This window comes from Paenibacillus harenae, assembly GCF_030812415.1.
Taxonomy (GTDB): domain Bacteria; phylum Bacillota; class Bacilli; order Paenibacillales; family Paenibacillaceae; genus Pristimantibacillus; species Pristimantibacillus harenae_A.
On the sequence record NZ_JAUSST010000004.1, the window covers coordinates 403,883 to 416,888 of the forward strand.

Sequence of the window (13,006 nt, forward strand, 5' to 3'; positions counted from 1 at the left end):
AATGCTCCCCGGGAGGGGTAATAATCATTGTTCGCACTAAAACTAGGCGCCGATTTGGTGCTTGGACTGTTGAGCGGGGTCGACCGGCAGCTTAGGCATACACCGCTCGGCATCTAGACGAGCATGGTCATCTCGGTCGCAAGCTCTCTGATCACGATGGTATCGATCGAAGCGGCGACCGCGCTGCCCATCCCGGCATGACCAACATGGACCCGATGCGCCTGGCGGCGCAGGCGTTATCCTGAGGGGGAATAACGACGTTATCTCAGGCCTGAACTCGGTATACGAGGAGATGCGGCGACTCAAAAACGTCGTTTCCGTCGAGGTGGAAAACATCAGCTCGTTAGAGCATATATATTTTTTTAGAAGGTAAAGCGCTTAATCCAAAAGTAAAGGTGGGAGTTCGATGGGGACGGTCAAATTGTCGATGGCTCAAGCATTGCTTCGGTTTCTCGACAACCAGTACGTATCGGTCGACGGAATAGAAACGAAATTCGTGAGAGGCGTTATGGGCATATTCGGTCACGGCAACGTGACGGGCATTGGCGAAGCTTTAGAGCGGAGTCCGGGGAGTCTGACGTTCATTCAAGGCAAAAACGAACAAGGCATGGCTCATGCGGCAACGGCGTTCGCCAAGCAAAGCGACCGCAAGCAAATATACGCATGCACGTCCTCGATCGGACCGGGAGCGCTGAACATGGTGACGGCGGCCGGTACGGCAACCGTGAACCGGATTCCGCTGCTGCTGCTTCCGGGGGATAACTTTGCCTGCCGGCAGCCCGATCCGGTGCTCCAGCAGCTTGAGAATCCAAGCGATTATACGATATCGGCAGTCGATGCTTTCCGGCCGGTAAGCCGGTACTGGGACCGGATCGTCCGCCCGGAGCAATTAATGACTGCGGCGCTTCAAGCGATGCGCGTATTGACCGATCCGGCGGAGACGGGCGCCGTGACGCTGGCGCTGCCGCAGGACGTGCAGGCCGAGACTTACGATTATCCGGAAGCTTTCTTCGACAAAAGAGTACATCTGATTGACCGGCGCCCTCCTGCCCCGGATGCGATCCGGCGGGCAGCGGGCCTTCTGGCCGGCAAGCGCAAGCCGCTGCTGATCGCGGGCGGAGGCGTTCATTACAGCGGAGCGACGGCGGAGCTTGAGACGTTCGCATCTTCATTCGGCATACCGGTTGCGGAGACGCAGGCGGGCAAAAGCGTACTGCCTTGGGATCATCCGCTGAACATGGGCGGCGTAGGCGTAACGGGTACGCTGGCTGCCAACCGGTTGGCTAAGGAAGCCGACGTCATTATCGGCGTCGGCACCCGTTATTCGGATTTTACGACATCGTCCAAATCCGCGTTCGACAACCCGGACGTGCAGTTCATCAACATCAACGTCAGCGCGTTCGACTCGGCGAAGCTGAGCGGCACGGCGGTTACGGCCGATGCGAGAGAAGCGCTCGTCGCGCTGCATGGCGCGCTTTCCGAGATGAACTACATGAGCGGCTACGGCGCCGGCGAGCTTGCCGGACTTAAGGCCGAATGGGACCGCGAGGTTGACCGGCTATATACATCCGAGCACGAAGCGGGATTATCCCAGACGAGAGCGCTCGGCGTCATTAATGAAACGCTGCAGTCGTCCGATGTTATCGTTGCGGCGGCAGGCAGCCTTCCCGGCGACCTGCATCGACTGTGGCGTCCGGCTGAACCGAAAACGTACCACATGGAATACGGATTCTCGTGCATGGGCTATGAAGTCAGCGGCGCGTTCGGCGCGGCATTGGCGGAGCCCGACAGAGACGTTTATGCGATCGTCGGGGACGGAAGTTATTTGATGCTGCATTCCGAGCTCGTGACCAGCCTGCAGGAAGGGATGAAGATGACGGTGCTTCTATTCGACAACAGCGGCTTTCAATGCATTCACAACCTGCAAAGAGGGCAGGGCAGCGACGGTTTCGGCAATGAATTCCGCTTCCGCGATTCTGCTGCCGGCCAGCTGAGCGGAGGCTATATGCCGATGGATTTTGCGGCGCATGCACGCAGTTTGGGCGCACGCGCCTACACGGTTCATACGGCCGAGCAGCTCCATGAAGCGCTGCTGCAAGCAAGGATGGAAACGGTATCGACGCTGATCGAAATCAAGGTGCTGCCCGGCACGAACACGTCCGGGTACGAATCGTGGTGGCGCGTCGAGGTTCCGGCCGTATCCGTTAGTCCGAAGGTAGAGGCGGCGCATCGCGCCATGGCAGAGGAAATCGGCAAGGCTAGAGAGCTGTAAACAAAAGTGAAAGAGACGGGTCAGCATAGCGAGGAGGAGATCGGCATGCGGGGAAAAGAAACATTCCAAATCGGCATACATCCCATCAACTGGGTTGGGGAGGATGTCCGCGAACATGGGGCGGATACAACGTACGAGACGATTTTGGACGATATACAAAGACTGGGATTAACAGGCACGGAAATGGGACGCAAATATCCGCAAGACCGGGCTGTTCTGAAGTCGGAGCTGGATGCCCGCGGCATTAAGCTCGTATCGCAATGGAAGTCCGTGCTGCTGTCCGATCCGGCATATAGGGAACAAGAGCTGGCGGCTTATCGCGAGCATGTCCGGTTTCTGAGCGGGATGGGCAGCACCGTCATCAGTACGGCGGAGGTCGGCGGCTCGCTTCATTTCGATCCGCGCCGCACGCCGAACGAGAAGGAGGTGCTTCGCCTCGACGAATACGGCTGGCGCTGCTTGGCGGAAGGGCTGAACGCCGCGGGAAGCATTGCCCGCGAATACGGCATGAAGCTCGCTTATCATCACCACGGCGGGACGGTCGTGGAATCGCCGGAGGAAATCGATCGTCTCATGGAGCTGACCGATCCGTCGCTCGTCTGGCTGCTTTACGATACGGGGCATGCCTTCTATGGCGGAGCCGATCCGCTGCAGGTGCTTCGCAAGCATTACGACCGCATCGCCTATATCCATTTGAAGGATGTCCGTCCGGCGGTTTTGGACGAGGCGCGGGCGGAAGGAGCAGACTTCGTGACTTGCATTCGGAAGAGCGTCTTCACGCTGCCGGGCGACGGCTGCATCGACTTTGCGCCGATTATCGCGGAACTGGTTGGCAGAGGTTATGACGGTTGGGCGATGCTCGAAGGCGAGCAGGATCCTGCGCTTCACCCGCCTTACGATTATGCGCGGAACGCGCTGCAATATATCGGCGCCCTGCTGGAAGCAGAGCGCGGGAAGGAGTAGACGATGATAAATAATGCAGTCGTGTTTGATGCGGCGAAGCCGCTGGATTTCGTGGCTATAGGCCGTCTGTGCATCGATCTGAACGCCAATGAAATTAACCGGCCCATGGAGGAAACGGTTACCTTCACCAAATACGTAGGCGGTTCGCCGGCGAACATTACGATCGGCATGTCCCGGCTGGGACTCAAAACCGCGTTTATCGGCAAAGTCGCCGATGACCAGATGGGCCGTTTCATTACCGGCTACCTGAATAAGGAAGGCATTGATTCCTCCAGCGTGACCGTAGACCGGACGGGGGCCGTTACGGGGCTTGCGTTTACGGAAATTAAAAGCCCGACGGATTGCAGCATTTTGATGTATCGGGACAATGTTGCGGATTTGAAGCTGGAGGCGGGAGAAGTGCGGGAGGCGCTTATTGCAGACGCCAAAATGCTGCTTATCTCCGGCACGGCGCTAGCCAAGAGTCCGTCGCGCGAAGCGGTGTTCCAAGCGCTGGACTATGCGAAGCAGCATGGGGTCGTTATCGCCTTCGACCTTGATTACCGTCCTTATACATGGACTTCCGACGAGGAGACGGCCGTTTATTACAACCTGGCAGCCGAGAAGTGCGACATCATTATCGGCACGCGGGAAGAGTTCGACATGATGGAGCGCCTCGGGAACAATCCGGAGCGGGACGATCATGTGACGGCAGCCAAGTGGTTCCGCCATTCCGCCGGTATCGTCATAATCAAACACGGCAAGGACGGCTCGATTGCCTATACGAAGGACGGCGCCTCGCACCGGGCAAGAAGCTTCCCGGCCAAGGTCGTCAAGACGTTCGGAGCGGGCGACTCCTATGCCGCCGGTTTCCTCTACGGACTGATGCAGGGCTGGGACATCAGTGCCAGCATGGAGTTCGGCAGCTCAGCGGCCTGCATCGTGATTTCCAGCCATAGCTGCTCGGATGCGATGCCGAAGGCGCCGGAGGTTCACGACTACATCGAACGCTGCCTCAGAGGCGAGATCACGATATAAACGAGCAACTTAGACAACCGAACTTATACGAAAGCGGGGAACGATCAATGACGAACGGAAACGTCGTAACGTTGAATAATTTCATTGGAGGGCAATGGGTGCCATCCCGTTCCGGCAGGACGGAGCCGGTCTACAATCCGGCAACGGAAGAGGTGTTGGCCCATGTGCCGATCTCGTCGAGAGAGGAGCTGGACGAAGCGGTAGCCGCGGCCAAAAAGGCGTTCCAGAGCTGGAGCCGGACGCCTGTGCCGCGCCGTGCGCGCGTGCTGTTCAAGTACCAGCAACTGCTCGTCGAACATTGGGAGGAGCTGGCGCGGCTTATTACGCTGGAGAACGGCAAAAGCTACACGGAAGCTTACGGGGAAGTGCAGCGCGGCATCGAATGCGTAGAATTCGCGGCGGGAGCGCCGACGCTGATGATGGGCAAGCAGCTGCCGGATATCGCTTCCAATCTGGAATCCGGCATGTACCGCTACCCAATCGGCGTCGTAGGCGGCATTACGCCGTTCAACTTCCCGATGATGGTGCCGTGCTGGATGTTTCCGCTCGCCATCGCATGCGGCAATGCGTTCGTGCTGAAGCCGTCGGAGCGGACGCCGCTGCTTGCGGTCCGGCTCGCCGAGCTGTTCGCGGAAGCGGGGCTTCCGGCGGGCGTGCTAAGCATTGTTCATGGCGCGTATGACGTGGTCAACGGTATTTTGGAAAATCGCGACGTCGCCGCGGTTTCCTTCGTCGGTTCGCAGCCGGTAGCCGAGTACGTCTACAAAACGGGAACGGCTAACGGCAAACGAGTACAAGCGCTGGCCGGCGCGAAAAACCACTCGATCGTCATGCCGGATGCGGATCTTGACGGTGCCGTTAACCAAATCGTAAACGCGGCCTTCGGGTCGGCCGGAGAGCGCTGCATGGCTTGCGCGGTCGTCATTGCAGTCGGCGACGTTGCCGACGCGCTCGTCAGTAAGCTGCAGCAGGCAGCAGACGCGATTACGATCGGCAACGGCCTTGCGGATGGCGTTTTCCTAGGACCGGTCATTCGCGGTTCGCACAAGGATCGGACGCTCGGCTACATCGAGGCGGGCGAGCAGGAAGGCGCGACGCTGCTGCGTGACGGCCGCAAGGACGCCGCTGCGAGCGGAAGCGGGTATTTCGTCGGTCCGACGATTTTCGACCACGTAAGCAGCGAGATGAAAATTTGGCGCGACGAGATTTTTGCGCCGGTGCTGTCCGTTATGCGAGCTTCCTCGCTCGAAGAAGCGATCGAAATTGCCAACCGCTCCACGTTCGCGAACGGCGCCTGCTTGTTCACGAAGGACGGCAGTAACGTCCGCCAATTCCGCGAGACGATCGACGCAGGCATGCTCGGCATCAACCTCGGAGTTCCGGCGCCGATGGCGTTCTTCCCGTTCTCCGGCTGGAAGGAATCGTTCTACGGGGATCTCCATGCCAACGGCACGGACGGCGTCGAGTTCTACACGCGCAAAAAAATGGTGACGGCCCGCTGGTAGGCGAGCCGAGAGGTATAGAAGAAGGTTACAGCTTAGCAAAGCAAGCATATAGCGATGGAAGGGCGCGAAGCCGAATGGCTTCCCGTCCCAATGGGAGAGGAGCGGCAGCATGAGCAAGGTTAGAGTAGGCATTATCGGCGCGGGGCGCATCGGCAAAATTCATGCCGATAATTTGCTCCGCATGGCGGAGGCGGAAGTCGTCGCGATCAGCGATCTTTTCGCCAGCGAGGAGCTGATGGCATGGGCAAGCGCACGCGGCATCGGCATCGTAACGACGGACAGCACCGAATTGATCGGAAATCCGGATATCGACGCAATCTTTATATGCTCGTCGACGGATACGCATGTGCCGCTTATCGTGCAGGCTGCGGAAGCGGGAAAGCATATTTTTTGCGAGAAGCCGGTCAGCATGGACGTTAATCGTACGAGAGAGGCGCTTCATGCCGTCGAGAAAGCGGGCGTGAAGCTGCAGATCGGCTTCAACCGGCGATTCGACCATAACTTCAAGCGCTTGCGCGAGCTTGTCGGTCAGGGCCGCATCGGCGAGACGCATTTGGTCAAAATCACGTCGCGCGACCCGAACCCGCCTAGTCCGGAATACATTAAAGTATCCGGCGGCATCTTCATGGACATGGCGATCCATGACTTCGATATGGCTAGGTTCATGGCTGGCAGCGAGGTTGAGAGCGTGTTCGCACAAGGCGGAGTGCTGGTCGATCCGGTATTCGCCGAATATGACGACCTTGATACGGCGATTACGACGCTGACGTTCGCAAACGGCGCATTCGCCGTCATCGACAACAGCCGCCGCGCCGCGTACGGCTACGATCAGCGCGTCGAAGTATTCGGCTCCAAGGGCGCCGCATCCGCCGACAACGATTACCCGAATACGGTCGTCGTCAGCGACGAAGCGGGCGTCGTTCGCGACAAGCCGCTGCATTTCTTCCTGGAGCGCTACAACGAGGCATATGTCGAGGAGACGAGAATGTTCATCGACAGCGTCCTTCATAACCGGCCGCTTCCAGTCGAAGGCTTCGACGGTCTGCAAGCCGAGCTCATTGCGATGGCTGCCAAGCAGTCCGTCAAGCTGGGCAGACCGGTCAAGCTAAGCGGGCTGGCATAATCCGATAACAACGCAAGCTTGTCAAATAAGAGAGCGATAGCGAGGAGGCTTAAGAAGATGGTTGATCTAATCGTACCGGCAAGGCCGGATCCCGGCCCGGACGGCTGCGTCCTATCGATTACGCCGCAGTCGGCGGGCTGGGAATACGTCGGCTTTGAAGTGTTCAAACTGGTCACGGGGCAAACGCTTCGCCGTGCAACGGGAGAACAAGAAGTCTGCTTGGTGCTTCTGAGCGGCAAGGCGGACGTATCGACGAACGCACAGCGCTGGAGCGGCATCGGCGAGCGTATGAGCGTATTCGAGCAAATTCCGCCTTATTCGGTTTACGTGCCAAGTAACGATAGCTATAACTTGACTGCGCTGACCGATCTGGAGCTTGCCGTATGCCTCGCGCCAGGCAAAGGCGGGCACGAAGCCCGTCTCATCGCGCCTGCGCATGTAGGCGTAGAACATCGGGGCAGCGGCAATATGGCGCGGCTGGTCCATAATATATTGCCGGAAAGCCAGCCTGCGGACAGCCTGCTCGTCGTCGAGGTGTTCACGCCCGGCGGTCATTGGTCGAGCTATCCGCCCCATAAGCATGAGCGGGACTTCCTGCCGGAGGAATCGCTGCTGGAGGAAACGTATTATTATCATACGAATCCGGGGCAGGGTTTCGCGGTTCAGCGCGTATACACCGATGATCGCTCGTTGGATGAGACGCTTGCCGTGAACGACGGCGAGGCGGTGCTCGTGCCGAGAGGGTACCATCCCGTTTCGGCGCCGCCCGGCTACGATGTCTATTATTTGAATGTGATGGCCGGACCGAAACGAATATGGAAGTTTTACAACGACCCTGCGCATGCATGGCTGATGCCAACCCCGACGGCGCCGAGATAGCCATTGAAAGCGGTCTCCAAAGCGCGCATAATGGAAATAATACTGCTTACAAGCGAATGGGGAACGGAACCATGAAAGCGACTATTTACGATGTTGCCAAGGAAGCCGGCGTGTCCATTGCTACCGTATCCCTCGTGATTAACGGCAAGGGCAAGATCAGCAAAGAACGCCGTGAAGAAATTAGGGGCATTATGATGCGCATGGGCTATAAGCCGAGCATGATCGCTTCTGCTCTTACGGGCAAGAAGACCTACGCGCTGGGCTTGCTCGTGCCGGACATTTCGAATCCCTTCTTTGCCGAAATCGCCAGGGCGGTCGAGGATGAGGGGCAGCGGCACGGCTACAGCGTCTTTATATGCAGCACCGATAACAAGGACGAGAAGGTAGGGCACTACGCCGCGTTGCTGCAGCAGAAAAACGTGGACGGAGTCATTATCGGCACAGGCATCAGGGAACTGTCGGTGCTGGATCCGCTGTTGCACGGCGGCATTCCGATCGCGTTCCTTGCAAGGGAGTTTCGTTCCGTCGAGGTTCCGTCCGTTGTCGTGGACGACTATGCGGGCGGTGCCGCGGCGGCGGAGCATCTCATCGCGCTCGGCCACCGCCGTCTCGCCGTATTGGCCGAGCAGGATTCGATCAGCAGCAGCAGGGAACGAGTGCGCGGGTTCAAGCAGGCGCTCGAAGCTGTCGGTATAACGCTCGACCCTGCGCTTGTGCTGAGCAGCGCTATTAAAGAAAGCAAGGCAAGCGCGCTGGCGCTGATGCGAGGGGAACATCCTCCGACGGGGATATTTTGCTGCAACGACTTGCTTGCGATAGGCGCTCTCCAGGCGGCCAAAGAAATGGGGATTCGTATTCCGCATGACTGCTCGATTATCGGGTTCGACGATACGGTGCTCGCTTCGGTTACGGATCCGCCGCTTACGACCATAGCCCAGCCGATCGAACAGATGGGGCAGATAGCCGTACAGCTTCTCGTCCGCAAGATCGGGCGGCCGGGCGAGCGACCCGAGCGAATTGTGCTGCGTCCAGAGCTGTCCATCCGGCAGTCTTCGATGGCGCTGCAGGCAGAGATATCTTGATTGCAACGATGCTGTCTCAAAACTGTTGAACGAAGGGTTCGTTCATGGCGTGGAATGTGCGAAGTGGCTATACTGGATCATTGCAGTAACTTTAGGCTGTCTCGCCGCTATATCGAGTGCTATATTGGATATTCGCAACATATACCTCTGTTTTGTACTCAAAATGCCGTCAAACGCTCAAAGTTACTGCGAAAAATCCAACATAGCTCCCCGTCACCACTCATTCCGCCCAAAGTTACTGCAAAAATCCAACATAGTAGTCAGAGGTAAGCTTTATACGCACAAAGGGGTCGTCCCTAAGCCATTGGCTTTTAGGACAGCCCCTTTTTTGTATATAGGCTCTGTTACGCATTTCCAGGACATCGAAGCAATTGCTTCACGCCGCCAGAAGGATGGAAACAGCCCTTTGCGTTTACCGACCTTCCTCATCTCCTATGTAGTTAAATGAATTTCTTCCAACCAAATGGGCAAAATTGCTCAGAATAAGCGTTTTGATTGGATTTCTTGCAGACTTATAAGGTTGTACGATTTCCATTCAAACGTGATTTTTCTTTGCCCTTTGAAGCGGTTCGGATGTACGAACTCCACTCAAATGACATTGACGACAGGTTAAAGGAGGGCCTCGGAGCCGTTTGTTCCGGTACGTGAAGCGATATCCGCAAAGCCGGGCGAAAAAGGAAGAGTGCTTTTCACCTTTCACTTTGGTAAAATAGGAAGGATTGCAGCAAGTATCCAATGAGTTGAAATTCGAGAGTAGTTCAGGAGGAAGACACGCATGAGAGTAGACGGACGTCAGACAAACCAGCTTCGGCCGGTAACGATAACGACAGGCATTAACAAACACGCAGAGGGCTCGGTGCTCATCGAGGTCGGCGACACGAAAGTTATTTGCACGGCGAGCGTCGAGGAACGCGTTCCTCCGTTCATGAAGGGGCAAGGCAAGGGGTGGATTACGGCGGAATACGCGATGCTTCCGCGCGCAACGCATTCCCGCAACCAGCGCGAAGCGGCAAAAGGCAAGCTGACGGGCAGAACGATGGAGATTCAACGGCTTATTGGGCGCGCTTTGCGTTCGGTCGTCGATTTGAAGGCGCTCGGCGAGCGTACGATTACGCTCGATTGCGACGTTATTCAAGCGGATGGCGGGACGAGGACGACATCCATTACCGGTGCATTCATTGCGCTCGCGATTGCAGTCCATAAGCTGGCCGATAACGCCAAGTTCGACAAGTATCCGATTACCGATTTTCTCGGATCGGTCAGCGTTGGCGTCATTCAAGAGCGTGCGCTGCTCGATCTGAATTACGAAGAGGACTCGAAGGCGAAGGTCGACATGAACGTCGTGATGACCGGAAGCGGCAAGTTCGTAGAGGTGCAAGGCACGGGCGAAGAATCCCCGTTCACCCGCGAGGAGCTTAATCAACTTCTGGCGCTTGGAGAAGAGGGCATCGGCGAGTTGATCGTTAAGCAGAAGGAAGTGCTCGGACCCATCGCCGCACGCATCGGAGGTTAATTACATATGGCCAATTCTTTTTTGGCTGCGAGCGATGTTGTCGTCGTGGCAACCAAGAACGCGGGCAAGGTGAAAGAATTCGCGCATGCGCTGAGCAAGCTCGGCAAGCAAACGTCAAGTCTGCTCGATCATGCGGACTTCCCCGATATTATCGAGGATGGCGAGACGTTCGCGTCCAATGCGCGCATTAAGGCGAAGACAGCAGGGGATGCGCTCGGCGTACCCGTGCTTGCCGACGATTCGGGCTTGCGCGTCCATGCGCTTGGCGGCGAGCCGGGCGTCTATTCGGCGAGGTATGCGGGCGAATGCGCGAAGGATGCCGACAATAATGCGAAGCTGCTTCGCGAGCTGTCTCGCCTGGAGACCGAAGGCGCTATTCAGGCGAATGAAACGCTGGCGGATGGTTCGAAGCTGCTGAGCGGAGCGCAATTCGTCTGTGCGCTAGCTCTGTACGATCCGGCTACCGGAGGGTTTCTGGAGACGGAAGGAACCGTTGACGGCTGGATTACGGACAAGGCGCATGGCAGCGGCGGCTTTGGCTATGATCCGCTGTTCTGGCTGACAAGCCTTGGCCGCGGCATGGCCGAGCTGTCGACCGAAGAGAAACAGCGGATCAGCCATCGCGGCGATGCTCTGAAGAAGCTTATCGCCTTATTGGAGCAATAACCGAACAGCGAGCAAAAGAGAAGAAGAAAAACCCCGTCGGACGCCCGGCTTCGCGATGAAGCAAGGCATGCGATCGGGGTTTTTCATTTTCTATCAGCCTATGACAACCTTATATTGCTTCAGCCATAAATTCACTTGATACAAATAAGCGAACAATTGCGGGCCGGACATCAGCTGGCCGAACCATGGAATATTGGAACTCGCGGCATCGGACTCCGCTAATTCTCTAACCTTCTTCACATTGATGAGCGGGAGCAGCGGAGACGACGGATCATTGAGCACATCAAGCAGCAAGCCCTTGACCGCGGCTAGATAGTTCGGGTTATGCGTCTTCGGATAAGGGCTCTTCTTGCGCGTCAGCACGTCATCCGGCAATATGCCCTTCAGCGCCTTGCGCAAAATTCCCTTCTCCCTGTCCCCCGACGTCTTAATCTCCCAAGGAATGTTCCATACGTATTCGACGAGACGATGATCGCAGAACGGAACGCGTACTTCCAGTCCCGCAGCCATGCTCATCCGGTCTTTGCGGTCGAGCAGCGTCGGCATGAAGCGCGTAATGTTCAAGTAGGACATTCTTCGCATTTTCTGCGTCTGCTCATCTTCGCCGTCCAGGCGAGGTACTTCGGCGATAGCTTGCGCATACCGGTCGCCGATGTAATCCAGCGGCTTCATCCAAGCCGCTACATCGGGCGCTAGCAGATCGGCGCGCATCGCCGAAGCGAGCGACCATGGGAACGTACCCGAGCTAAGCGCCTCCTCGCGGTGAAACCACGGGTAGCCGCCGAATATTTCATCGGCCGCTTCGCCGGAAATGGCAACGGTAGCGCCTTTCTTGATCTCATGGCAGAAGAGGAGCAGCGAAGCGTCGACGTCCGCCATGCCGGGAAGGTCGCGGGCGAAGGTCGCATCCTGCAAGGCGCCGATCAGCTCCGGCGTATCGAACTGAATCGGATGATGGATCGTGCCGAGATGGGACGTCATTCTGGCGATCCATGGCGCATCGGAGTTCGGCTGGAACGCATGCGCCTGAAAGTGCTTGTCGTTATCGGTATAATCGACCGAATACGTATGAACGTTGCCTTGCCCGTTCGCGTCGTAGTAGCGGACGGCCAGCGTCGTGAGGGCGCTGGAATCGAGCCCGCCGGACAATAGCGTGCAGACGGGCACGTCCGAAACGAGCTGTCGTTCCACTGTGTCTTTCAGCAAATCGCGGACATGCTCCGCGGTTTCGTCGACATTTTGCGGATGAGGGCTGCTTTCCAGCTTCCAATACGTGATCGTCTTCACGCCGGAGCGGGTAACAGCCATACAATGTCCGGGCTTCAGCTCGCTAATTTGCTTGTATACGCCATGGCCCGGGGTTCGTGCCGGTCCTAGAATGAAGATTTCGGCCAAACCTTCCGCGCCGACCTCCGGTTTCACCGCCGGATGGGCGAGAATGCATTTCTGCTCCGAGCCGAAGATGAACAAGCCGTCACGCGTACTATAGAACAACGGCTTCACGCCGAGTCTATCCCGCGCGAGAAACAACTCCTGCTGCGCTACATCCCATATGGCAAACGCGAAAATGCCGTTGAAACGTTCCAAGCACGCCTTTCCCCATTCCATATAAGCGACGAGCAGAACCTCGGTATCGCAATGCGTAGTGAATGATCTTCCTCTGCTCTCCAGTTCCTTGCGCAATTCAAGCGCATTGTACAACTCGCCATTATAGACGACGACGAATTTGTCGTCGCCGGTATGGCGGATCATGGGTTGAGCTCCGTTCTCGGGATCGATGACGGACAGACGCCGATGTCCCAAAGCGCAATGCGCCGAGATCCAGGTGCCCGATGCATCGGGGCCGCGGGGAGCTAACGTGTCGGTCATCTTCTCCAGGCTTATGCTTTCCTTGGTCAGGTCACTGGTCCAATCGATCCAGCCGGTAATTCCACACATCCGTCTCATTCCTCTCTATTGCTGGACTCCAGTAGCGATAATAACAGT

Annotated in this window: 10 protein-coding genes and 1 pseudogene; 10 read left to right on the forward strand and 1 reads right to left on the reverse strand. The window is 57.2% G+C overall.

Translation table 11 applies throughout. The annotated features are described in order from the left end of the window. Positions 1 to 27 precede the first annotated feature (27 nt). The 10 genes and pseudogenes from J2T14_RS16725 to rdgB all read left to right on the forward strand — a co-directional run. Positions 28 to 280 (forward strand): annotated as a pseudogene (locus J2T14_RS16725) (MgtC/SapB family protein); the annotation flags it as partial. 126 nt (positions 281 to 406) lie between these two features. Continuing rightward, complete coding sequence (gene iolD / locus J2T14_RS16730; protein ID WP_307472511.1) at positions 407 to 2,272, forward strand: 3D-(3,5/4)-trihydroxycyclohexane-1,2-dione acylhydrolase (decyclizing); 1,866 nt, start codon at positions 407 to 409, stop codon at positions 2,270 to 2,272. A gap of 45 nt (positions 2,273 to 2,317) precedes the next feature. Next, positions 2,318 to 3,235 (forward strand): myo-inosose-2 dehydratase, encoded by a 918-nt coding sequence (iolE, locus tag J2T14_RS16735; protein ID WP_307472513.1) that lies wholly within the window; start codon positions 2,318 to 2,320, stop codon positions 3,233 to 3,235. Between the two features lie 3 nt (positions 3,236 to 3,238). Then, positions 3,239 to 4,252: a 5-dehydro-2-deoxygluconokinase gene (gene iolC / locus J2T14_RS16740; RefSeq protein WP_307472515.1), complete on the forward strand. Its 1,014-nt coding sequence runs from the start codon at positions 3,239 to 3,241 to the stop codon at positions 4,250 to 4,252. A 47-nt stretch (positions 4,253 to 4,299) separates the two neighbouring features. After that, entirely contained in the window at positions 4,300 to 5,757 is a 1,458-nt protein-coding gene (locus tag J2T14_RS16745; RefSeq protein WP_307472517.1) for a CoA-acylating methylmalonate-semialdehyde dehydrogenase, read from the forward strand. A gap of 109 nt (positions 5,758 to 5,866) precedes the next feature. Next, entirely contained in the window at positions 5,867 to 6,880 is a 1,014-nt protein-coding gene (gene iolG / locus J2T14_RS16750; RefSeq protein WP_307472519.1) for an inositol 2-dehydrogenase, read from the forward strand. A gap of 57 nt (positions 6,881 to 6,937) precedes the next feature. Then, positions 6,938 to 7,759, forward strand: coding sequence for a 5-deoxy-glucuronate isomerase (gene iolB / locus J2T14_RS16755; protein ID WP_307472521.1), 822 nt, complete (start codon positions 6,938 to 6,940; stop codon positions 7,757 to 7,759). A gap of 71 nt (positions 7,760 to 7,830) precedes the next feature. Beyond that, positions 7,831 to 8,841 (forward strand): LacI family DNA-binding transcriptional regulator, encoded by a 1,011-nt coding sequence (locus J2T14_RS16760; protein ID WP_307472524.1) that lies wholly within the window; start codon positions 7,831 to 7,833, stop codon positions 8,839 to 8,841. Positions 8,842 to 9,616: 775 nt separating this feature from the next. Then, the gene (rph, locus tag J2T14_RS16765; protein ID WP_307200338.1) at positions 9,617 to 10,354 is read left to right on the forward strand and encodes a ribonuclease PH; all 738 of its coding nucleotides are present in this window, start codon (positions 9,617 to 9,619) and stop codon (positions 10,352 to 10,354) included. A 6-nt stretch (positions 10,355 to 10,360) separates the two neighbouring features. Further along, on the forward strand, positions 10,361 to 11,020 hold the full coding sequence (gene rdgB, locus J2T14_RS16770; RefSeq protein ID WP_307472526.1) for an RdgB/HAM1 family non-canonical purine NTP pyrophosphatase: 660 nt from the start codon (positions 10,361 to 10,363) through the stop codon (positions 11,018 to 11,020). A gap of 93 nt (positions 11,021 to 11,113) precedes the next feature. On the opposite strand, the gene asnB is transcribed toward rdgB, so the two are convergent. After that, positions 11,114 to 12,958 (reverse strand): asparagine synthase (glutamine-hydrolyzing), encoded by a 1,845-nt coding sequence (asnB, locus tag J2T14_RS16775; RefSeq protein WP_307472528.1) that lies wholly within the window; start codon positions 12,956 to 12,958, stop codon positions 11,114 to 11,116. Positions 12,959 to 13,006 lie beyond the last annotated feature (48 nt).

Bases quoted from the DNA above. Each gene is read 5' to 3' on its own strand.
- iolD (WP_307472511.1), top strand. From the start codon at position 407: ATGGGGACGGTCAAATTGTCGATGGCTCAAGCATTGCTTCGGTTTCTC.
- iolE (WP_307472513.1), top strand. From the start codon at position 2,318: ATGCGGGGAAAAGAAACATTCCAAATCGGCATACATCCCATCAACTGG.
- iolC (WP_307472515.1), top strand. From the start codon at position 3,239: ATGATAAATAATGCAGTCGTGTTTGATGCGGCGAAGCCGCTGGATTTC.
- J2T14_RS16745 (WP_307472517.1), top strand. From the start codon at position 4,300: ATGACGAACGGAAACGTCGTAACGTTGAATAATTTCATTGGAGGGCAA.
- iolG (WP_307472519.1), top strand. From the start codon at position 5,867: ATGAGCAAGGTTAGAGTAGGCATTATCGGCGCGGGGCGCATCGGCAAA.
- iolB (WP_307472521.1), top strand. From the start codon at position 6,938: ATGGTTGATCTAATCGTACCGGCAAGGCCGGATCCCGGCCCGGACGGC.
- J2T14_RS16760 (WP_307472524.1), top strand. From the start codon at position 7,831: ATGAAAGCGACTATTTACGATGTTGCCAAGGAAGCCGGCGTGTCCATT.
- rph (WP_307200338.1), top strand. From the start codon at position 9,617: ATGAGAGTAGACGGACGTCAGACAAACCAGCTTCGGCCGGTAACGATA.
- rdgB (WP_307472526.1), top strand. From the start codon at position 10,361: ATGGCCAATTCTTTTTTGGCTGCGAGCGATGTTGTCGTCGTGGCAACC.
- asnB (WP_307472528.1), bottom strand. From the start codon at position 12,958: ATGTGTGGAATTACCGGCTGGATCGATTGGACCAGTGACCTGACCAAG.